This is a genomic window from Cupriavidus sp. C1SS-2L (assembly GCF_057073735.1).
In genome coordinates this window covers 2143207-2164105 of the sequence record NZ_CP172708.1, presented here as the reverse complement: position 1 = coordinate 2164105, position 20899 = coordinate 2143207, and the positions used below count along the sequence as shown (strand labels likewise).

Annotated in this window: 19 protein-coding genes; 16 read left to right on the top strand and 3 right to left on the bottom strand. The window is 65.8% G+C overall.

Annotated elements, in window-relative coordinates; translation table 11 throughout:
- Positions 1 to 13 precede the first annotated feature (13 nt).
- Positions 14 to 283 carry an acyl-CoA-binding protein gene (locus ACIGJG_RS10010; protein WP_011298103.1) on the bottom strand — a complete coding sequence of 90 codons (270 nt, stop codon included), beginning with the start codon at positions 281 to 283 and terminating at the stop codon, positions 14 to 16.
- Positions 284 to 404: 121 nt separating this feature from the next.
- Between ACIGJG_RS10010 and tsaB the strand changes: the two genes are divergently transcribed.
- Genes tsaB through ACIGJG_RS09990 form a run of 4 tightly spaced genes read left to right on the top strand, consistent with a single transcriptional unit; the run spans position 405 to position 3664 of the window.
- Complete coding sequence (gene tsaB, locus ACIGJG_RS10005; protein WP_041679631.1) at positions 405 to 1169, top strand: tRNA (adenosine(37)-N6)-threonylcarbamoyltransferase complex dimerization subunit type 1 TsaB; 765 nt, start codon at positions 405 to 407, stop codon at positions 1167 to 1169.
- 56 nt (positions 1170 to 1225) lie between these two features.
- Positions 1226 to 1711 (top strand): ribosomal protein S18-alanine N-acetyltransferase, encoded by a 486-nt coding sequence (rimI, locus tag ACIGJG_RS10000; protein WP_084791933.1) that lies wholly within the window; start codon positions 1226 to 1228, stop codon positions 1709 to 1711.
- Positions 1708 to 2565, top strand: a complete 858-nt coding sequence (locus ACIGJG_RS09995) for a uracil-DNA glycosylase (protein WP_483672287.1) — start codon at positions 1708 to 1710, stop codon at positions 2563 to 2565. The genes rimI and ACIGJG_RS09995 overlap by 4 nt, the downstream gene beginning before the upstream one ends.
- Positions 2546 to 3664, top strand: coding sequence for a DUF1853 family protein (locus ACIGJG_RS09990; protein WP_011298099.1), 1119 nt, complete (start codon positions 2546 to 2548; stop codon positions 3662 to 3664). The genes ACIGJG_RS09995 and ACIGJG_RS09990 overlap by 20 nt, the downstream gene beginning before the upstream one ends.
- 16 nt (positions 3665 to 3680) lie before the next feature.
- Here the strand turns inward: ACIGJG_RS09990 and lplT are convergent, their stop codons facing one another.
- On the bottom strand, positions 3681 to 5000 hold the full coding sequence (lplT, locus tag ACIGJG_RS09985; RefSeq protein WP_011298098.1) for a lysophospholipid transporter LplT: 1320 nt from the start codon (positions 4998 to 5000) through the stop codon (positions 3681 to 3683).
- Positions 5001 to 5476: 476 nt separating this feature from the next.
- Between lplT and alr the strand changes: the two genes are divergently transcribed.
- The 4 genes from alr to ACIGJG_RS09965 all read left to right on the top strand — a co-directional run bounded on the left by alr (position 5477) and on the right by ACIGJG_RS09965 (position 9280).
- On the top strand, positions 5477 to 6598 hold the full coding sequence (alr, locus tag ACIGJG_RS09980) for an alanine racemase (protein WP_011298097.1): 1122 nt from the start codon (positions 5477 to 5479) through the stop codon (positions 6596 to 6598).
- Between the two features lie 90 nt (positions 6599 to 6688).
- On the top strand, positions 6689 to 8053 hold the full coding sequence (radA, locus tag ACIGJG_RS09975) for a DNA repair protein RadA (RefSeq protein ID WP_041679630.1): 1365 nt from the start codon (positions 6689 to 6691) through the stop codon (positions 8051 to 8053).
- 3 nt (positions 8054 to 8056) lie between these two features.
- Positions 8057 to 8629, top strand: a complete 573-nt coding sequence (locus ACIGJG_RS09970; RefSeq protein WP_483672286.1) for a GNAT family N-acetyltransferase — start codon at positions 8057 to 8059, stop codon at positions 8627 to 8629.
- A 165-nt stretch (positions 8630 to 8794) separates the two neighbouring features.
- Positions 8795 to 9280: a disulfide bond formation protein B gene (locus ACIGJG_RS09965; protein WP_011298094.1), complete on the top strand. Its 486-nt coding sequence runs from the start codon at positions 8795 to 8797 to the stop codon at positions 9278 to 9280.
- A gap of 91 nt (positions 9281 to 9371) precedes the next feature.
- Here ACIGJG_RS09965 and ACIGJG_RS09960 read toward each other — a convergent pair whose 3' ends face one another.
- A complete protein-coding gene (locus ACIGJG_RS09960) occupies positions 9372 to 11303 on the bottom strand; it encodes an ATP-binding cassette domain-containing protein (RefSeq protein WP_483672285.1) in 1932 nt (643 codons plus the stop codon).
- Positions 11304 to 11568: 265 nt separating this feature from the next.
- On the opposite strand from ACIGJG_RS09960, the gene ACIGJG_RS09955 reads away from it, so the two are divergent.
- From ACIGJG_RS09955 to ACIGJG_RS09920, 8 genes are all read left to right on the top strand, one after another.
- The gene (locus tag ACIGJG_RS09955) at positions 11569 to 12537 is read left to right on the top strand and encodes a MurR/RpiR family transcriptional regulator (protein WP_258234599.1); all 969 of its coding nucleotides are present in this window, start codon (positions 11569 to 11571) and stop codon (positions 12535 to 12537) included.
- Between the two features lie 5 nt (positions 12538 to 12542).
- On the top strand, positions 12543 to 13517 hold the full coding sequence (locus ACIGJG_RS09950) for an isoaspartyl peptidase/L-asparaginase family protein (protein WP_011298091.1): 975 nt from the start codon (positions 12543 to 12545) through the stop codon (positions 13515 to 13517).
- Positions 13518 to 13565: 48 nt separating this feature from the next.
- Entirely contained in the window at positions 13566 to 15455 is a 1890-nt protein-coding gene (locus tag ACIGJG_RS09945; RefSeq protein WP_140950847.1) for a dipeptide ABC transporter ATP-binding protein, read from the top strand.
- 26 nt (positions 15456 to 15481) lie between these two features.
- The gene (gene gsiB / locus ACIGJG_RS09940; RefSeq protein WP_220630735.1) at positions 15482 to 17038 is read left to right on the top strand and encodes a glutathione ABC transporter substrate-binding protein GsiB; all 1557 of its coding nucleotides are present in this window, start codon (positions 15482 to 15484) and stop codon (positions 17036 to 17038) included.
- A gap of 122 nt (positions 17039 to 17160) precedes the next feature.
- Entirely contained in the window at positions 17161 to 18081 is a 921-nt protein-coding gene (gsiC, locus tag ACIGJG_RS09935) for a glutathione ABC transporter permease GsiC (RefSeq protein WP_011298088.1), read from the top strand.
- 12 nt (positions 18082 to 18093) lie between these two features.
- Complete coding sequence (gene gsiD, locus ACIGJG_RS09930; RefSeq protein ID WP_011298087.1) at positions 18094 to 19005, top strand: glutathione ABC transporter permease GsiD; 912 nt, start codon at positions 18094 to 18096, stop codon at positions 19003 to 19005.
- A 6-nt stretch (positions 19006 to 19011) separates the two neighbouring features.
- Complete coding sequence (locus tag ACIGJG_RS09925) at positions 19012 to 20052, top strand: DmpA family aminopeptidase (RefSeq protein WP_011298086.1); 1041 nt, start codon at positions 19012 to 19014, stop codon at positions 20050 to 20052.
- Positions 20049 to 20867: a M55 family metallopeptidase gene (locus tag ACIGJG_RS09920; RefSeq protein ID WP_140950849.1), complete on the top strand. Its 819-nt coding sequence runs from the start codon at positions 20049 to 20051 to the stop codon at positions 20865 to 20867. Before ACIGJG_RS09925 ends, ACIGJG_RS09920 begins: the two co-directional genes overlap by 4 nt.
- Positions 20868 to 20899: the final 32 nt, after the last annotated feature.

Here is a 20899-nt window from a genome sequence, read left to right as displayed (position 1 = left end):
GCGCCAGCGAAGCCTAGTTCGTCGCGCCGTTGCGCAGGTCTTCCACCAGCGCGATGTAGCTCTCCATGGCCGCATCCCTGGCCGTGCCCTTGAGGGCTTCCCACGCCTCGAACTTGTAGCGGCCGACGAAATCCGTCATGCCCGGCTTGTCGCCGTGGGCATCGCCTTCGCTGCCTTGCTTGAACAGTGCGTACAGGCGCAGCAGCGTCATGTTGCTGGGGCGCTCGCTGAGTTGCTTGACGTCGATCTGGGCCTGTTCGAACCGGGCTTGCAGGTCACTCATGGGGTCTCCTGGTGAGGTCGGGGGAAAGAATGGCCCGATGATAGTCGCCAACCCGCCGCCCGCGCCCGTCAAAAAACCGAGGAAGGACTCGGTTTGGGGCGCCACCGGATACAATCGCGCCATGTCCTGGATTCTTGCTGTCGAAACTTCCACCGAGTGGTGTTCTGTTGCACTGGGCCGTGCCACGGCGGATGGCGCGGTCGAGTCATGGTCTCGCCATGAACATACCGGCGCGCGCTCTTCCGCGCGCGTGCTGCCCGCGGCAGGGGAGCTGCTGGCCGAGGCCGGCATTGCACTGGCCGATTGCGCCGCGATTGCGTTTGGCGCGGGCCCGGGCTCCTTTACCGGCCTGCGTACCGCCTGCGGCGTGGCGCAAGGCCTTGCCTTCGGCGCCGGGCTGCCGGTCATTCCCGTTAACACGCTGATGGTCTGCGCCGAAAGCGCACGCGGCGCCACGCCGGCTTTGCCTGCTGACGTGTCGGTGCTGGTCGCGCTGGACGCGCGCATGGACGAAGCCTATTCGAGCGCCTTCCGCTGGAACGAAGCGGCGCAGGAATGGGCGGCCGAAACGCCGCTGCAGGTCGGCCCGCCGGAAACCGTGCCGCTGCCGGCCGGCGAATTCTGGGTAGCCGGCAACGCTGCGACGGTATTTGGCGAGCGCCTCGCGGGACTGGCACAGGCTACGCGCGTGCTGCCCGATGCCATGCCCCATGCGCAGCCGATGCTGGCCATCGCACTGCGCGCGCTGGCGCGCGGCGAAACCATCGACGCCGCTGACGCCATGCCGATCTATCTGCGCGACAAGGTCGCCCAGACCATCGAAGAACGCGAAGCGGCCGCTGCCGCCAAGGCCGCTGCGAAAGCTGCGACAGGGGGCGCATCGTGAGCGTGTCCTACCGTTCGGATGCGACCGCAACGCCTGACTGGCCGGACATTCCGGCCATGCCCGCGCTCGCGAATGGCTGGGCGCTTGGACGCATGAGCGCGCTGGACCTGCATGCGGTGGCGGAGATCGAATCGCGTGCCTACACCCATCCGTGGACGCGTGGCAATTTCGAGAACTCCATCAAGGCAGGCCATATGGGGCTGACCCTGCGCGATCCGCTGGGCCTGCTCGTGGCATATGCCGTGCTGATGCCGGTCGTTGACGAGATGCACCTGCTCAACATCACCGTGGAGCCTCACCGGCAGCGCCAGGGTCTGGGCCGGCTGATGCTGGCGGTGGCATTGGCCACGTCGCATACCCACCACCTGCATACGATGCTGCTCGAAGTGCGGCCTTCCAATACCGGCGCGCTGGCGCTGTACCTGGAGGCGGGCTTTGTCGAGATCGGACGTCGCAAAGGCTATTACCCGGCAACCGGTAACGCTCGCGAAGACGCACTGGTGCTGCGTCGGGCCTGGTCCGGCGGGGAGGACGCAGCATGAGCCGACGCGCGCAGTTCCTGGAAGTGCTGGGGATTCCGACCGAGTGGATTTCGCGCAGGCCGCCTGCCGCCGCTGAAGGCGGCACTGTCGAGGCGGACTTGCCGACCGCTATGGCCGCTGAACCGGAAGAACCAGCGGAAACGATATCCGTGTCGGCGCAGACATTGGTCGACATGGAGGCAGTCGGGGTCGTCGAGGTCGCGGAGGCGTTCGCAGAGCCGTTGCCGCCAGCGGTTGTCGATCTGCCGGTCATCGCCCCGGTTTCGGACCGGGCAGCTGCTATTGCCACCATGGACTGGCCCACGCTGGACGCCGCCGTGGCCGCGTGCGAGGCCTGCGGGCTGTGCAGCACACGCACCAATACCGTGTTCGGCGTGGGCGACCGCGAAGCGGAATGGATGCTCATCGGCGAGGCCCCTGGCGAGAACGAAGACCTGCAGGGCGAGCCGTTCGTCGGCCAGGCCGGCAAGCTGCTCGACAACATGCTGGCGTCGCTCGGGCTCAGGCGCGGCCGCAACGTGTTCATCGCCAATGTGCTGAAGTGCCGTCCGCCGGGCAACCGCAATCCGGAACCGGCCGAAGTCGATCAGTGCGAGCCGTTCCTGAAACGGCAGATTGCGCTGGTGCGGCCCAAGGTCATCGTCGTACTGGGCCGCTTTGCCGCGCAGTCGCTGCTGCGCACCACGACGCCGATCGGCAAGCTGCGCGGTACCGTCCACAGCTACGAGGGGATTCCCGTGGTGGTGACCTACCATCCCGCCTACCTGCTGCGCACCCTGACCGACAAGGCGCGCGCATGGGAAGACCTGTGCCTGGCCCGAGAGGTGCACGATCGTGCGGGAGCCCAGGCCTGATCTCCCGATAAGCCACGGCGGCAACGGCGTGCATACGCCGGCGCTGCCGCTGTGGCGTCAGGCCGCATCGCAACGCGCCCGCGACCTGGCCTGGTGCACGTTGTCACCCCCACTGCTGGAGACCCTGCCCGGTACCGCCAATGGTGACGCGCGTCCGGCTCGCTGGCCCGCGGGTACCCAGGCCGCCTGGGAGCGCTGGCTCGAGCAAGCCGATCCCGCTGGTCTTCCCGCCACCATTGGCGAACTTGCCAATGGCATTGCCGATGCCTTGCCTGAAGAGCCAGGCCGCGCGCGAAGCCTGCGGCTGGGGCGCCATGCCGAGCGCCTGCTGCATTTCGCCCTGCGCCATGCGCAGGGGCTGGAACTGATTGCCGCGAACGTGCCGGTGCGGCGCGCGCATGGCCATGGCATCCAGACGCTGGGCGAGCTCGACTTTGTCTGGCGCGATCTGGGCAGCGGTGAGGTCGTGCACTGGGAAATGGCCACCAAGTTCTATCTGATGGTCGATGCTGGCGGCACGCCGCCGCAAGGGCTGCGAGCGTTTGTCGGTCCCAACCTTGTGGACCGGCTGGGCGACAAGCTCGACCACATCGTGCATCGTCAATTGCCGCTGGCGCGCACGGCCGAGGCGCAGGCGCTGCTGGGTCCTGCGGTGGACCGCAGCGAGGTCTACCTGCTTGGGTGGCTGTTCTATCAGGATGGCCAGTTGCCGGCGGGGCTCGATGCGCTGGGCATTGCGCACAATCACCTGCACGGCTGGTGGTCCACGCTCGATGACTGGTTCGCGCGCGCCTCTTCGGCGCCCGGCGCGCGCTGGTGCCGGCTGCCGCGCCCGGGATGGTTGTCCGGCGCATGGCTGGAGGAACGCGATACGGAAGGCGCCGCAACGCTGCGCGAGGCGCTGGCACAGCGCTTTGCGGATCCTGATCACGGCCACAGCTGGCGACGCGAATCGCCGGTCATGCTGTGCGAACTGGAACCCGCCGGCGCGCAGGCGCCGGGCTGGTGGCGCGAACGCTCGCGCGGCTTCGTGGTACCGCCGGGGTGGGAAGCCCGGGCGCGCGTGCGCGCCGCGGAGCCGGTGGAGGCGAACCCCTAGCGTTGCCTAGGGGTCCCTAGTGATGCTTGTCCTCGCCGATCATGGCGAGCGAATTGAACGTGCGCACGTTGTACTTGTGCACCTTCATGACCAGCGCCATGGTGATGCAGATGAACAGGCCGAGCGCGACGATGACGAGGCCGATTGGCACATTCAGCTTGATCAGCAACGCATACAGGCACAGCATCAGCAGCACCGAAACATTCTCATTGAAGTTCTGCACGGCGATCGAGTGGCCGGCGGACAGCAGCACGTGGCCGCGGTGCTGCAGCAGCGCGTTCATCGGCACCACGAAATATCCGGACATGGCGCCCACGATCATCAGGAATACATAGGCAATCGCCATATACAGCGGCATGTGCAGGCCCAGCACGTCGACCATGATCTGCGGCATGGCGTCCTTGGTGTAGAAGGCCATCAGCATCACGGTAGCGCCCATGGCCACGCCGAATGGCAGCACGGACAGCGACTTGCGCAGCGGAATGCGCGCCGCCGCCATGATGGCGCCGACCGCCACGCCGACGGCGACCACGGCTTGCAGCAGGGCGCCCTGGGACAGGTTCAGGCCCAGCGACTTTTCCGCCCACTTCAGCACGATGAACTGCAGCGTGGCGCCCACGCCCCAGAACAGCGTGGTCACGGCCAGCGAGATCTGGCCGAGCTTGTCGCGCCAGAGCGCGACAAAGCAGTCGCCGAATTCCGCGATCAGCTTGATCGGGTTCTTTTCCTGCTGCGGATACCGGGCGCCCGTATCGGGAATGAAGATGTTGAAGATGGCGGCGATCAAGTAAAAGAGCATGATCACCACCATCGCGGCTTCAGCCGGCGTATTGATCCCGGTGTCGAAATACGGGATGTCAAAGCGCAGCAGGATCTGTGAAATGTGCACGGAGATCAGCGCGCCGCCGACCACGGTGCCCAGGATGATGGAGCCCACGGTCAGCCCTTCGATCCAGCCGTTGGCCATCACCAGCTTCTCCGGCGGCAGCAGTTCCGTCAGGATGCCGTACTTGGCGGGCGAGTAAGCGGCCGCGCCGAAGCCTACGATGCCGTAGGCCAGCAAGGGGTGCAGGCCGAACATCATGATCGCGCAGCCGACGATCTTGATGGCATTCGTGATGAGCATCACCCTGCCTTTCGGCATGGAGTCCGCGAATGCGCCGACGAAGGCAGCCAGGATGACGTAGGAGAGAACGAAGAACAACTTGAGCAGCGGAGTCATCCACTGCGGGGAATGCAACTCAGTGAGAAGGGCGATGGCGGCGATGAGTAGCGCGTTGTCGGCCAGCGACGAAAAAAACTGCGCGGCCATGATGGTGTAAAAACCCTTCTTCATGCTTTCGACTTTGTCTCCATCGCGTTCTGCGTGCGCTTTGGGAAGGGCTACGCCCATCGGCGTGGCCATGGTTTGTTGCAGGGGACCCTGAGCTGCGGCCTTGTCGAATTGTGTCGCATGCTTGGCACCGTGGCGCCGCGCGGTTTGCCTGACCGTCATTGACATATTGCTTCGCGTTTAGAACATGGCCTTAGCGTCCGGCTTTATATCACGAAAACACGACAATCCCGAATCCGCAAAGGCGCCAGTTTGACAGCGCGAGCGCGCTGCGATTCCCCGGGATTTGCAGGTCGTCCTCCCAGGATGTGTTCAAATAACGGCTGCGCATCGCTGACCGCGGACCGGGTCTTCCCTGATCTGGTGCATACGCCGCTGAAAGTGACGCCCGGTGACATCCGGTGACGCCCGCATCACGCCGCGGCGTCTAGAGGATTCCTACCACGGGCAGCGATGCTTGCCTCGCGAGATGTGACTTCATGCCAAGACCGATCCACGCCGTCATCCATCAACCCGCCATTGCGAACAACCTTGAGGTCGTCCGCCGTCACGCCCCCGGTTCCCGCGTATGGGCCGTCATCAAGGCCAATGCCTATGGCCATGGGATCCGCCGTGTGTTCGCCGGCCTGCGTGGCACGGACGGCTTCGGGCTGCTCGACCTGAACGAAGCCGTGCAGCTGCGCGACCTCGGCTGGCAAGGCCCGATCCTGTTGCTGGAGGGGTTTTTCCAACCGCAGGACGTGCCGCTCCTTGAACAATACCGGCTCACCACCGCGGTGCATTGCGACGAGCAGCTCCGGATGCTGGAGAGCGCACGCCCGAAGGGTCCGCTGGCGATCCAGCTCAAACTCAATACGGGGATGAACCGCCTGGGCTTCCACCCGTCGCAATACCGTACGGCGTGGGAGCGCGCACGCGCCATGCCCTGCGTGGGCAGTATCGTCCACATGACGCACTTTTCCGATGCCGACACCCCGCGTGGCATCGCCCACCAGATCGAGGCCTTCGACAAAGCCACGGCCAACCTGCCAGGTGAGGCCAGCCTGTCGAACTCCGCGGCGGTCCTGTGGCATCCCGAAGCGCACCGCGCATGGGTAAGGCCCGGTGTCATCCTGTATGGCGCATCGCCGACCGGCCGCGAGGCCGACATTGCGGGCGTCGGCCTGCAGCCGGCCATGTCGCTGCACAGCGAGCTGATTGCGGTCCAGGACCTGCAGCCTGGCGATACGGTCGGCTACGGTTCCATGTTCACCGCCGACCGGCCGATGCGCATCGGCGTGGTGGCCTGTGGCTATGCAGATGGCTACCCGCGGCATGCAACGGGTTGGGGCGAACACCGCGCCCCCGTGCTGGTGGACGGCGTGCGCACCCAACTCGTGGGCCGCGTGTCGATGGACATGCTGTGCGTAGACTTGGGGCCATGCCCGAAGGCGAGGATCGGCAGTCCTGTCACGTTGTGGGGCCAGGGCCTGCCGATCGACGATGTCGCGCAGGCCAGCGGCACGGTGGGTTACGAACTGATGTGCGCGCTGGCGCCGCGCGTGCCGACCACGGTGGCCACCATTACGGCGCCGGACAGCGCCTCGCCGCTGCTGGCCTGAGTGCTACCCTGACCGGATCTGTCCTGACGGCCGGCTGCCATGCGGTGGCCGGCCGTCGCGTTTCCGCTATCCCAATCCAAGGATCTTCCATTGGCCAAGACCAAGACCGTCTACACCTGTACCGAATGTGGCGGCACCACGCCGCGCTGGGCCGGCCAGTGCCCGCACTGCCAGCAGTGGAACACGCTGGTCGAGACCGTTGCGGAAGGCAGCACGGCGGGCAAGCGCTTCCAGCCGCTGGCGGCATCGGCCACGGTGCGCAAGCTTTCCGAGATCGACGCTGCCGATGTCCCGCGTTTTTCGAGCGGGATCGATGAATTCGACCGGGTGCTCGGCGGCGGGCTGGTTGCGGGCGGGGTGGTGCTGATCGGTGGCGATCCGGGTATTGGCAAGTCGACGCTGCTGTTGCAGGCACTGGCCAACCTGGCCGGACAGCGGCGCGTGCTCTATGTGAGTGGCGAAGAATCTGGCGCGCAGATCGCATTGCGCGCGCAGCGCCTCGGCGTGGAGAGCCCGACGCTCGGACTGCTCGCCGAAATCCAGCTCGAGAAGATCCAGGCCACGCTGGAGGCGGAAAAGCCCGAGGTCGCGGTGATCGACTCGATCCAGACGCTGTACTCTGAGGTGCTGACCTCGGCACCGGGGTCGGTCGCGCAGGTGCGTGAGTGTGCGGCGCAACTGACACGCATTGCCAAGAGCAGCGGTATCACCATCATCCTGGTCGGCCACGTGACCAAGGAAGGCAACCTGGCCGGTCCGCGCGTGCTCGAGCACATCGTCGATACCGTGCTGTATTTCGAAGGCGACACCCATTCTTCGCACCGGTTGATCCGCGCGTTCAAGAATCGTTTCGGTGCTGTCAATGAACTGGGCGTGTTTGCAATGACGGAGCGCGGCCTGCGCGGCATCAGCAATCCGTCGGCGCTGTTCCTGTCGCAGCACGAAGAGATGGTGCCGGGGTCTTGCGTGCTGGTAACGCAAGAAGGCACACGGCCGCTGCTGGTCGAAGTCCAGGCGTTGGTCGACACCGCCAACGTGCCGAACCCGCGACGACTGGCCGTGGGCCTTGAACAAAACCGGCTCGCGATGCTGCTGGCCGTGCTGCACCGGCATGCCGGTATTGCCTGCTTTGACCAGGACGTGTTCCTGAACGCTGTGGGCGGCGTGAAGATTACCGAGCCCGCGGCCGACCTGGCCGTGCTGCTGTCGATCCACTCGTCGATGCGCAACAAGCCGTTGCCGCGCGGGCTGGTGGTGTTCGGCGAAGTCGGGCTGGCCGGCGAAATTCGCCCGAGTCCGCGCGGGCAGGAGCGCCTGAAGGAAGCCGCGAAGCTGGGCTTCACGCAGGCTGTGATCCCCAAGGCCAATGCGCCCAAGCAGAAGATCGACGGACTCGAGGTGATCGCAGTCGAGCGCATCGAACAGGCGATCGATCGCGTGCGCCATCTCGACTGAGCGATGGCCAAGCTCATCGAAATCGACACGCCGCGCCTGCGCCTGCGCCAGTGGCGCAATGCCGACGACGCGCCGTTTGCGGCACTGAACGCCGACGCCGAGGTAATGCGCTACTTTCCCGCGCCACTGAGCCGGGCGGAAAGCGACGGCCTGGCCAACCGTTGCCGCGACAAGATTGCCGCGCTCGGCTGGGGCTTCTGGGCATGCGAGCGTAAGGCCGATGGCGCTTTCATCGGCTTCGTCGGGCTCAACGTGCCGGCAGCGGCCTTGCCGTTCGCGCCATGCGTGGAGATCGGCTGGCGGCTCGCGCGCGAGGCATGGGGGCAGGGCTTCGCGACCGAAGCGGCACGCGCGGCGCTGGCCGTCGGGTTTGAGCGGCTCGGGCTCGATGAGATCGTGTCCTTTACCGCGCTCGGCAACCGCCGCTCGCGCGCGGTGATGGAGCGCCTCGGCATGCATGAGGATGCGCTCGTGTTCGAGCACCCCGCACTGCCGGAAAGCCATCCGCTTCGGTCACATTGCCTCTACCGGTTGGCTCACGCCGAGTGGGCAGCTGCGACACAAGGTCGCGGCTGAGCCTGCGGCAATCCGCCACAGGCGCGAATATGCCGTTTGCGTACGCGGTGTCAGGGGACATTTCGCAAAATCGGTAATAATGCCGTCCAACAGCCGGAGGGGATCGCGTGCTGGCAACCCCGCAACCTTGATCCCGCTCTGTTCATCGTTCATGCAAGCCCGCTTATGCAAGCCAATTCCCGCGCCTATTTCCTGCTGATCGCCTTCATTTCATTCGGGCTGGTCGGTTTTGCGCTCTACCTCCAGTTTGAAAAGGGCTACCAGCCTTGCCCGCTGTGCATCATGCAGCGGTTCGCCTTTATCGGCATCGGGCTGTTCTCGCTGCTCGCGGTCATTGCCCAGAACACGCGTTCGCTGTGGCAAGGGCTGGGTATGCTGTCCGGCGTCGGCGGCATTGCCGTGGCCGTGTATCACGTGTCGTTGCTGCTGAACCCGAAGGCGAGCTGCGGCATCGATCCGCTGGAGAACTGGGTCAACGCCTTGCCGACGGCCAAGGTGCTGCCGCAGGTGTTCTATTCCGACGGCCTTTGCACGGCGCCGCTGCCGCCGGTGCTGGGCCTGTCCGTGCCGGCATGGTCGCTGATCTGGCTGTTCATCCTGACGCTGACGCTGGCGGTGGGACTGATCCGGCGGGAGAAGAATTTCCGTTGATCGGATAGAAAAACCGGCGCCTTGAGCGCCGGTTTTTGTTCGCAGCCACGACATTCGATGGGTGGATACGAGGTAGCGGACTCGAACCCCTTCACTCGATCTGTTCGATCTGCTCCTGCAGCTCCAGCCATTTCTCTTCGAGCGTTTCCAGTTCGCCGTTGACTTCGCCCTGGCGCTTGAGCATCTCCATCAGCTTTGACTTGTTGGCCTCGGCATAGCTGGTCTCATCGGCCATGAACTGGTCGATCTCGGCCTTGGCGGTCTGCAGCACCGTCATGCGCTTTTCCACCTTTTCCAGTTCCTTGGTCAGCGGCTTGCGCAGTTGCGCCAGCCGCTGGCGCTCGTCCGCTTCGGCGCGGCGCTGGTCCTTGCGGTTGACCGCTGCGGCGTTGCCGCCGGTTTCCCCCTGGTGCGCGGCCACGGCGGCGTTGCGCTTGGCCGCGGCCTGCTGCAGCAGCCAGTCGCGATAGTCGTCGAGGTCGCCGTCGAACGGTTTGATGGTGCCATCGGCGACCAGCATGAACTGGTCGGCCGTAGCGCGCAGCAGGTGACGGTCGTGCGAAACCAGGATCAGCGTGCCTTCGAACTGCGCCAGCGCCATGGTCAGCGCCTCGCGCGTGTCGAGGTCCAGGTGGTTGGTCGGTTCGTCGAGCAGCAGCAGGTTGGGCTTCTGCCAGACGATCAGCGACAGCGCCAGGCGGGCTTTTTCGCCCCCCGAGAACGGCTCGATCGGCGCGGTGGCCATATCGCCGCGGAAATTGAAGCTGCCGAGGAAATCGCGCAGTTCCTGCTCGCGGGTGTCCGGCGCCAGTCGCGCCAGGTGCTGCAGCGGAGATTCGTGGTCACGCAGCGTTTCCAGCTGGTGCTGGGCGAAGTAGCCGATCTGCAGGCCCTTGCCCAGGCGCAGCGTGCCGGTCAGCGGATCCTGCGTGCCGGCCAGCGTCTTGACCAGCGTCGACTTGCCCTGTCCGTTGGCGCCGAGCAGGCCGATGCGCTGGCCGTTCTGGATCGACAGCGCCAGCTTGTGCAGGATGGTCACCGGCGGATCGGCCTCGGCATAGCCGCAGTCGACGCCGTCCAGCACCATCATCGGGTTCGGCGCCGCATCGGGCTCGCGGAATTCGAAGGCGAAGCCCGCGGCGACGTGCACTGGCGCCAGCCGTTCCATCTTCTCGAGTGCCTTGACGCGGCTTTGCGCCTGGCGCGCCTTGGTCGCCTTGGCCTTGAAGCGCGTGATGAACGATTCCAGGTGCGCGATTTCCTTTTGCTGGCGGGTATAGGCCGCCTGCTGCTGCGCCATCTGCTGCAGGCGCAGCGTCTCGAACAGCGTGTAGTTGCCGCCGTAGCGGCGCAACTGCTGATTCTCGATATGGACCGTGACGTTGCAGATCGCGTCCAGGAATTCACGGTCGTGCGAAATCATGACCAGCGTGCCGGGGTAGCGCGCGAGCCAGTCTTCGAGCCAGACGATGGCATCGAGGTCCAGGTGATTGGTCGGTTCATCGAGCAGCAGCAGGTCCGACGGGCACATCAGGGCCTGGGCCAGGTTCAGGCGCATGCGCCATCCGCCCGAGAACGACGATACCGGCTGCGACACCTGCGGCAGCGTGAAACCCAGGCCCAACAGCAGCGCCTCGGCGCGCGCCGGGGCGGTGTAGCCGTCGGCGTCGGCAAAGGCCGCGTGCGCTTCGCCTTCCGCGCTGCCGTCGCCGACTGCCTGCGCCTCGGCAATGGCGGCTTCGATCTCTCGCAGGCGTGTATCGCCGTCGATCACGTATTCGACCGCGCTACGCGCCACCGCCGGCGTCTCTTGCGCCACATGCGCGATGCGCCATTGGGCAGGCACCGTCACGTCGCCGCCATCTGCATGCAGTTCGCCGCGCAGCATGGCGAACAGCGTGGACTTGCCGCTGCCGTTGGCGCCGACGAGGCCCACGCGCTCGCCCGGGTTGAGCGTCACGCTGGTGTGGTCGAACAGCACCTTGGTGCCGCGCTGGAGGACAAGCTGGTCGATTCGGATCACGGGTAAGGCAGGAGCGTCGGTAAGCGGGGATAAAAAACAGCGGAAAAGCGCGAGAAAGCGCGGACAGCAGCCCGAGATGAGGCGCTGGGCGGCATTGTAGCGTTTCCCGTTGGCGGTGACCCGCTCGATTGACGGTATGTCCTAGGGATTACCCTTGAATGATGAAAACTCTGTTTTCTTGTTCGCGGTCTGCGTGTAAATTCATTTTCATTGCAGCCACCACGACCGATGTTTGGTTTTCACATCGGCCAGATCTCCTGATCCCATGCCGGACGGCGCCTCGATCTCTGAACGTATTGCGCGCAGCCTGCCAGCGCTGACGCCCGCGCACCAGCGCATGGCCGAGTACGTGCTTGCCAATCCGTTCCGCGCCGCGACGATGCGGATCGACGAGTTCGCGACCGCGGTGCAGGTGTCGGTGGCGACAGCCAACCGATTTGCGCGCGCGCTCGGGTTTGACGGCTATCCGCAGTTCCGCGCCGAACTGGTGCGCGGGTTTGAGGCGACGCTGGCGCCGGTGGAACGGCTGCGTTCGGAGCTGGAGCGGCCCACCACGGCGGCCGAGGCATTCGCCGCGTCGCTGGACAATGCCGCAGCCAACCTCGAGGCCACGCGCCGCGCGCTGGACGCCGACGCGTGCGAACGGGCGGTATCCGCGATTCTTGCCGCGGAGCGTGTCTACATTGCCGGCTTTGGCGCAAGCGGCTTCCTGTCGGGCCTGTTGCAGCACGGCCTGGAAATGCACTGCCGCATGGTGACCTCGGTCGCCGGCGCGGGCGGTGCGTCGCACGCGGCGCGCCAGTTGTTCAAGCTGAGCCCTGCCGACCTGGTCATCGCCATCGCGTTTCCGCGCTACGTGTCCGATACCGTGGTGCTGGCCCAGCGCGCCAAGGCACGCGGCGCGCGCTTGCTGGCGCTGACCGATGGCCCGACCTCGCCGCTGGCGCCGATTGCCGATATCGCGCTCTATGCGCAGGCCGCTAACCGGCTGTCGGCCAATTCGGATGCCAACGTGCTGGCGTTGATCGAAGCGCTGTGCGGCGCCGTGGCACACCGAGCCGAACGCCCGGTCAAGGCCGCGGCCGAGATGACCGAGTTCCTGCTGCCGTGGCTGTATGGCCCCCATGCCGGCAATGCCGGCACCACGGCAGCCGCACAGCCCGTGGCATCAGCCGATGTCGATGGCAAGCCCGGCGCCGACCGCCGCAACCCTTCCAAGCACCCAAAAGCGTAGTCCCAATGAACCAAGCAGTCATTGCCATCCACGGCGGCGCCGGCACGATCACGCGCGCGGCCATGGATTCGGCCCGCGAACGCGAATACATCGAAGCGCTGGAACAGGTGCTGCTGGCAGGCCAGCGCGTGCTGGCCGGCGGCGGCACGGCCATCGACGCCGTGACGGAAGCTGTCCGCCTGCTGGAAGAGTGCCCGCTGTTCAACGCCGGCAAGGGCGCAGTGCTGACGCACGCCGGCACCTACGAACTCGATGCCGCCGTCATGGACGGTGCGACGCTCAACGCCGGCGCGGTGGCCTGCGTGTCGCGGCTGCGCAACCCGGTACTGGCCGCGCGCGCGGTAATGGATCACAGCGAACACGTGCTGTTTGCCGGCGAAGGCGCTGAAGCCTTTGCCGAGGCACATGGCCTGGAACTGGTGTCGCGCGACTACTACTACACCAAGGCCCGCTACGAGCAATGGGAACGCGCGCGCGCCGTGCAAGGCATGGCACTGCTCGATCATGACGCGGCCACGCTCGCCGCGCGCGCGCTGGCCGGCAAGCCCGATCCGATCGATCCGGACAGCAAGTTCGGCACGGTCGGCGCCGTGGCCTGCGACAGCTTCGGCAACCTGGCCGCCGCGACGTCCACGGGCGGCGTCACCAACAAGCAGGTCGGCCGCGTCGGCGATTCGCCGCTGATCGGCGCAGGCTGCTATGCCGACGATGTTGCTGCGGTGTCAGCCACCGGTACCGGTGAAATGTTCATCCGCACTGTTGCAGCCCATGATGTGTCGGCACAGATGCGGTATGCGGGCCTGTCGCTCGAGGAGTCGGCGCGCCGCGTGGTCATGGAAAAGCTGCCGGCCATTGGCGGCCGCGGTGGCCTGATCGCGGTGGATCGTGCCGGCAATATCACGCTGCCGTTCAATACAGAGGGCATGTACCGCGGCTTTGCGCGCGCGGACGGTCCGGTGACCGTGGCGATCTACGGCTGACACGCCGTTTTCCATCCGCAATTCCCGCAGCAATCCCAGGGGGAGCCAGTGGCTGAACTCTCTTCTCAATCGAATATCGTGCTGCCGCCGCAGCGTGTGGTGTCGGTGGACGGCCTGACCGTCCGCTTTTCCACGTCCGAGCGCACCGTCGAAGCCGTGCGCAACCTGTCGTTCCACGTTGACCGTGGCGAGACGCTGGCCGTGGTCGGGGAATCCGGCTCAGGCAAGTCCGTGACATCGCTCGCTTTGATGCGCCTCGTCGAGCATGGTGGCGGCAAGATCGCATCGGGCAGCATGGCGCTGCGCCGGCGCGGCGGCGATGTCATCGACCTGGCCCGTGCCGACAACGCCACGCTGCGCAGCGTGCGTGGCGCCGACGTGGCGATGATCTTCCAGGAGCCGATGACCTCGCTCAACCCGGTGTTCCCGGTGGGCGAACAGATCGCGGAATCGATCCGCCTGCACCAGGGCAAGAGCCGCGCCGCCGCGCGTGCCGAGGCGCTGCGCATGCTGGAACTGGTGCGCATTCCGGAAGCGAAGCGCGTACTTGACCGTTTCCCGCACCAGCTCTCGGGCGGCATGCGCCAGCGCGTGATGATCGCGATGGCGCTGTCCTGCAAGCCCGCATTGCTGATCGCCGACGAGCCCACCACGGCGCTCGACGTGACGATCCAGGCCGAGATCCTGCAACTGATCCGCGGCCTGCAGGCGGAGATGCACATGGGCGTGGTCTTCATCACGCACGACATGGGCGTGGTGGCCGAAGTGGCTGATCGCGTGCTCGTGATGTACCGGGGCGAGAAGGTGGAAGAGGGCGGCTCCGACGAAGTCTTCCGCGCGCCGGCCCACCCGTACACGCGCGCGCTGCTGTCGGCCGTGCCGCGGCTCGGCGCGATGCAAGGCACGGACCTGCCGGCCAAGTTCCCGTTGCTGCAGCTTGGCGATTCCGCACCGACACAAGAAGCACCGCAGGACACGGTATCGTCCGACGCCAAGCCGATCCTGCGCGTGCGCGATCTGGTCACGCGCTTCGACGTGCCGGGCGGCGTGTTCGGCCGCGTCACGCGGCGCGTGCATGCCGTGGAGCAGGTCAGCTTCGATCTCTATCCGGGCGAGACGCTCGCGCTGGTTGGTGAGTCGGGCTGCGGCAAGTCGACCACGGGCCGCTCTCTGCTGCGCCTGGTGGAAAGCCAGAGCGGCAGCATCGAATTCGCCGGGCACGATATCAGCCACATGGAAGGCCCCGCGCTGCAGAACCTGCGGCGCAATATCCAGTTCATCTTCCAGGACCCGTTCGCCTCGCTCGATCCGCGCGTGCCGGTCGGCTATTCGATCATGGAGCCGCTGCTCGTGCACAAGGTGGCCAGCGGCAAGGACGCCGAGCAGCGCGTTGCGTGGCTGCTGGAGAAGGTCGGACTCGATCCCTCGCATGCCGCACGCTATCCGCACGAGTTCTCGGGCGGCCAGCGCCAGCGCATCTGCATTGCACGTGCGCTCGCGCTCAACCCGAAGGTGGTCGTGGCTGACGAGTCGGTGTCGGCACTCGATGTCTCGATCCAGGCGCAGATCGTCAACCTGATGCTGGACCTGCAGCGCGAACTCGGCATTGCGTTCCTGTTCATCTCGCACGACATGGCCGTGGTGGAGCGAGTCAGCCATCGCGTGGCGGTGATGTACCTCGGGCAGATCGTCGAGATCGGTCCGCGCCGCGCGATCTTCGAGAATCCGCAGCATCCGTACACGAAGAAGCTGATGGCGGCGGTGCCGATCGCCGATCCGGCGCGCCGCCACCTGCGGCGCGAACCGCTGTCGGACGAAATTCCCAGCCCGATCCGCGCGGTCGGCGACGAACCGGTGGTGCAGCCACTGGTGCCTGTCGCGGACAGCCGTGGAATCGGTCACTTTGTCGCGCGGCACGCCATTGGCGGTGCCTACTGAAATCGGTTTATCCAAGGAGAATCAAGATGTCTGCATCGATGGTTTCGCCCAGGCTGGTGGCCGGGCTGCTTGTGGCCGGCGCGATAGGCGCGCTGGCGCCGGTGTCCGCTTTTGCCGCCAAGGATGCGGTAATGGCTGTCGCTTCCACGTTCACCACGCTGGACCCGTACGATTCGAACGACACGCTGTCGCAGGCCGTAGCCAAAAGCTTCTACCAGGGCCTGTTCGGCCTGGACAAGGACATGAAGCTGGTCAACGTGCTGGCCGAAAGCTATGACGTCAGCAAGGACGGCCTGACCTACACGATCAAGCTCAAGAAGGGCATCAAGTTCCACGACGGCACCCCCTTCGACGCCGCCGCCGTGAAGGCCAACCTTGACCGCGTGACCAACCCGGCCAACAAGCTCAAGCGCTATACGCTGTTCAACCGCGTCGCCAAGACCGATGTGGTGGACAGCAGCACGGTAAAGGTCACGCTGAAGGAGCCGTTCTCGCCGTTCATCAACGTGCTGGCCCACCCGTCGGCCGTGATGATCTCGCCCGTGGCGCTGCAGAAGTACGGCAAGGAGATTGCCTTCCATCCGGTCGGCACGGGCCCGTTCGAGTTCGTCGAGTGGAAGCAGCCCGATCACCTGAAGGGCAAGAAATTCGCAGGCTACTGGAAGACCGGTTATCCGAAGATCGACACCGTCACCTGGAAGCCGGTGGTGGACAACAACACCCGCGCGGCCATCATGCAGACCGGCGAGGCCGACTTTGCCTTCAGCATCCCGTTCGAGCAGGCCGCGGTGCTGAAGAACAGCCCCAAGGTGGACCTGATCGCGGCGCCGTCGATTATCCAGCGCTACCTGAGCCTGAACACCACGGTCAAGCCGTTCAACGACCCGAAGGTGCGCCAGGCCATCAACTACGCAATCAATAAGGACGCGCTGACCAAGGTGGCCTTCGCCGGCTACGCCGTGCCGGCCGAAGGCGTGGTGCCGCCGGGCGTGGACTATGCGGAGAAGCTGGGCCCGTGGCCGTATGACCCGGCCAAGGCGCGCGCGCTGCTGAAGGAAGCCGGCTACCCGAACGGCTTCGAGACCACGCTGTGGTCGGCCTATAACCACACCACCGCGCAGAAGGTGATCCAGTTCGTGCAGCAGCAGCTGCAGCAGGTCGGCATCAAGGCCAGCGTGCAGGCGCTGGAAGCCGGCCAGCGCGTGGAGAAGGTGGAAAGCGTGCAGAAGCCGGAAGATGCCGGCGTGCGCATCTACTACATCGGCTGGTCGTCGTCGACCGGTGAGTCGGACTGGGCGCTGCGTCCGCTGCTGGCCTCGGAATCGATGCCGCCGAAGTTGCTGAACACCGCGTACTACAAGAACGACCAGGTCGATGCCGACATCGCCGGCGCGCTGCGCACGACCGATCGCGGCGAGAAGGCCAAGCTGTACAAGGACGCGCAGGAACGCATCTGGAAGGATGCGCCGTGGGCCTTCCTGGTGACCGAGAAGGTGCTGTACGCGCGCAGCAAGCGCCTGACCGGTGCGTATGTGATGCCCGATGGCTCGTTCAATTTCGACGACATCGATATCAAGCAGTAAGCCTGCGGAAAGCGCGCCGCTACCGCGGCGCGCACCGGGTAGCAAGCAGTAAGCCGAACGTGGCCGCCTGTCCCATCGCAGGGGCATGGACAGGCGGCCTGCGGCCTTTTCCCTGAAGCGTCATGCTGAACTATTTCCTCAAACGATGCCTGGGCGTGATCCCGACACTGCTGATCGTGGCAGTGCTGGTATTCCTGTTCGTCCACCTCCTGCCCGGCGATCCGGCGCGGTTGGCGGCGGGCCCCGAGGCCGACGAAGCCACCGTCGAGCTGGTGCGCAAGGACCTGGGGCTGGACAAAACCCTGCCCGAGCAGTTCGTGAACTTCTTCTCGAACGCCGTGCGCGGCGAGTTCGGGCATTCGCTGCGCACCAAGCGTGCGGTCAGCGATGAGATCGGCGACCGCTTCATGCCGACGCTGTGGCTGACCGTGGCGTCGATGGCCTGGGCCGTCGTGTTCGGCATGGTGATCGGCATCTGCTCCGCGGTCTGGCGCAACCGCTGGCCAGACCGGCTCGGCATGACGCTGGCCGTGTCCGGCATCTCGTTCCCGGCGTTTGCGCTCGGCATGCTGCTGATGGAAGTGTTCTCGGTGCAGCTCGGCTGGCTGCCGTCGATCGGCGCCGATAGCTGGAAGCACTACGTGCTGCCGTCGCTGACGCTGGGCGCAGCCGTGGCAGCGGTGATGGCGCGTTTTACGCGTGCGTCGTTTGTCGAGGTGCTGCAGGAAGATTTCGTGCGTACTGCGCGCGCCAAGGGCGTGCGCGAGACCGTGGTCGTGGCCAAGCACACGCTGCGCAACGCGATGATTCCCGTGGTGACCATGATGGGCCTGCAGTTCGGCTTCCTGCTGGGCGGCTCGATCGTGGTGGAGAAAGTCTTCAACTGGCCGGGCCTCGGGCGCCTGCTGGTCGATGCCGTCGAGATGCGCGACTACCCGGTGATCCAGGCCGAGGTGCTGCTGTTCTCGCTTGAATTCATCCTGATCAACCTGGTGGTGGACTTGCTCTACACCGTGATCAACCCAACCATCCGCTACAAGTAAAAGGAGGCAGGCATGACCGAGATTTCCACGCCCGCCGACACCCCGGCAGCCACCGTCGCAGCGGCCCCTCAGGCCGTGCGGACGCCCTGGACCGAGTTCTGGCGCAAATTCCGCAAGCAGCATCTGGCGCTCGGCGCCGGTGGGTTCGTGCTGCTGCTGATCGTGGTGGCAATCCTGTCGCCGCATCTGGTGCCCTACGATCCCGAGAATTTCTTCGACTATGACGCGCTCAACGCCGGCCCGTCCGCAGCCCACTGGATGGGTGTGGATTCGCTCGGCCGCGACATCTTCAGCCGCATCCTGGCCGGCACGCGCATCTCGCTGGCGGCTGGTTTCCTGTCGGTCATCATCGGCGCCGTGATCGGCACCGCGCTGGGCCTGCTGGCCGGCTACTACGAAGGCTGGTGGGACCGCATCGTGATGCGCATCTCCGACGTGCTGTTCGCGTTCCCGGGCATCCTGCTGGCGATCGGTGTCGTCGCGATCCTCGGCAACGGCATGGTCAACGTAATCTTCGCCGTGGCCATCTTCAGCATTCCGGCGTTTGCGCGGCTGGTTCGCGGCAATACGCTGATGCTCAAGCGCCTGACCTATGTGGAAGCTGCGCGCAGCATCGGAGCGTCGGACTGGACCATCCTGATGCGGCATATCCTGCCCGGCACGGTGTCGTCGATCGTGGTGTACTTCTCGATGCGGATCGGCACGTCGATCATCACCGCGGCGAGCCTCTCGTTCCTCGGGCTCGGCGCACAACCGCCGACGCCGGAGTGGGGTGCCATGCTGAACGAGGCCCGCGCCGACATGGTGACGGCGCCCCACGTCGCAATCTTCCCGAGCCTGGCGATCTTCCTGACGGTGCTGGCCTTCAACCTGCTCGGTGATGGCCTGCGCGATGCGCTCGATCCGAAGATCGACCGGCGCTGAGGCGAGATGGAGATGGAAGCCCTGACACCGCCGGTCATTGGTGCGCTGCCCGCTGGCGCACGCAACAGCATCACGGACGTGGCCGGCGTGACGGTCGGGCATTGCACGCTGGATGACGGCGACGTCCAGACCGGCGTGACCGTCGTGCGTCCGCATGCCGGTAACGTCTATCTGCAGAAGGTGCCGGCCGCTTGCGCTGTGATCAATGGCTTCGGCAAAAGCATCGGGCTTGTGCAGGTGGAGGAACTGGGCGTGCTGGAAACGCCCATCGCGCTGACGAACACCTTTGCCGTCGGGGCCGTGGCGCACGCGCAGATCTGCGAGGCCGTAGCGGCGAATCCGGAAATCGGTCGGTCGCTGCCGACAGTCAATCCACTGGTGTTCGAATGCAATGATGGCTACCTGAACGATATCCAGGCCATGGCCGTTGATCGCGTTCACTATGAGACGGCCTGTGCTGCCGCTTGCGCCGATGTGCAGGCCGGATCGGTCGGTGCCGGGCGAGGCATGTCGTCGTTTGGCGTCAAGGGTGGCATCGGCACTGCATCGCGCTTAGTCGGCGGCTATTGCGTGGGTGCGCTTGTGCTGGCGAATTTCGGCACGCCGGAATCGCTCGTTATCGCTGGCCGACAGGTCGGCGGTGAACTGGCCGCGCGGCTCGCGGCACCCGCGCCCGAGCCGGAGAAAGGATCGATCATCATGATCCTGGCCACGGATGCGCCGCTCGACGCGCGCCAGCTGCGCCGGCTGGCACTTCGCGCGGGAGCCGGCCTGGCCCGTACGGGGTCGGTGTACGGGCATGGCTCGGGCGATATCGTGTTCGCGTTTTCCACGGCGTACACCGTGCCGCACCATGCTGCGGAGCCGATGCCTTCCGTGCCGCTGCTGCACGAAAGCCGACTCGACCCGTTGTTCCGCGCCGCGGCTGACAGCGTGGAACAGGCCATCCTTCACGCACTCTGGCAGGCGGTGCCCGTCCATGGCCGTAGCGGACACCGCCGTCAGGCGTTGCTCGATGTCATGCCCGAACTACGCACTCCAATATGAAGCTGCTGATCTCCACCGATATCGAAGGTATTGCCGGCGTTTTTCACGCCGAGCAGACGCGTCCGGGCAATGGCGAATATGAGCGAGCCCGTGCATGGATGACCGGCGAAGCCAATGCGGCCGTGCAGGGCGCCTTCGACGCCGGCGCGACCGCGGTGCTGGTCAACGACTCGCACGGCGGTTTCCGCAATCTGCTGCCGGACCAGATCGATTCACGTGCGCAGCTCGTACTCGGCAAGCCCCGCTATCTGGGCATGATGGCCGGCGTGGAAACAGGCTGTGACGGCGTGTTCCTGATTGGCTATCACTGCCGCGCGCAAAGTCGCGGGGTGCTGGCACACACGATCAACAGCAGCGCGTTTGCGCGCGTGTGGTTGAACGAGCAGGAACTGGGCGAAGCCGGCCTGTACGCCGCGCTGGCCGGTGAGTTCGGTGTGCCGGTGCTGATGGCCAGTGGCGACGATGTCTTTATCGGCGAGACCCGCCCGCTGATGCCGTGGGTGCGCTATGTGCAGACCAAGTCGGCGGGCGGCTTCGGCAGCGGCAGCACGCTCGCGCCGGCGGCGGCGCGCGATGCTGTTCGGAAAGCGGCGTCGCAAGCTGTACGCGACCGGGCCGATGCAACGCCATTCCGAATCGACGGCCCCGTGACCTGCCGGCTCCAGACCCAGACAGCCGCCCACGCGGACCTGTTCTGCCAGTGGCCGACGCTGGAGCGCGTCGATGGCGTCACGTTGTCGTTCTCAGCCGATTCCGTGCAGTCGGCCGTGCGCATGCTGAACTGCCTGTCGGCGATGTCGTTCATGCTGAAATAGCGGCATTGGCCGGGTCGCGGCGCGATCGGCGA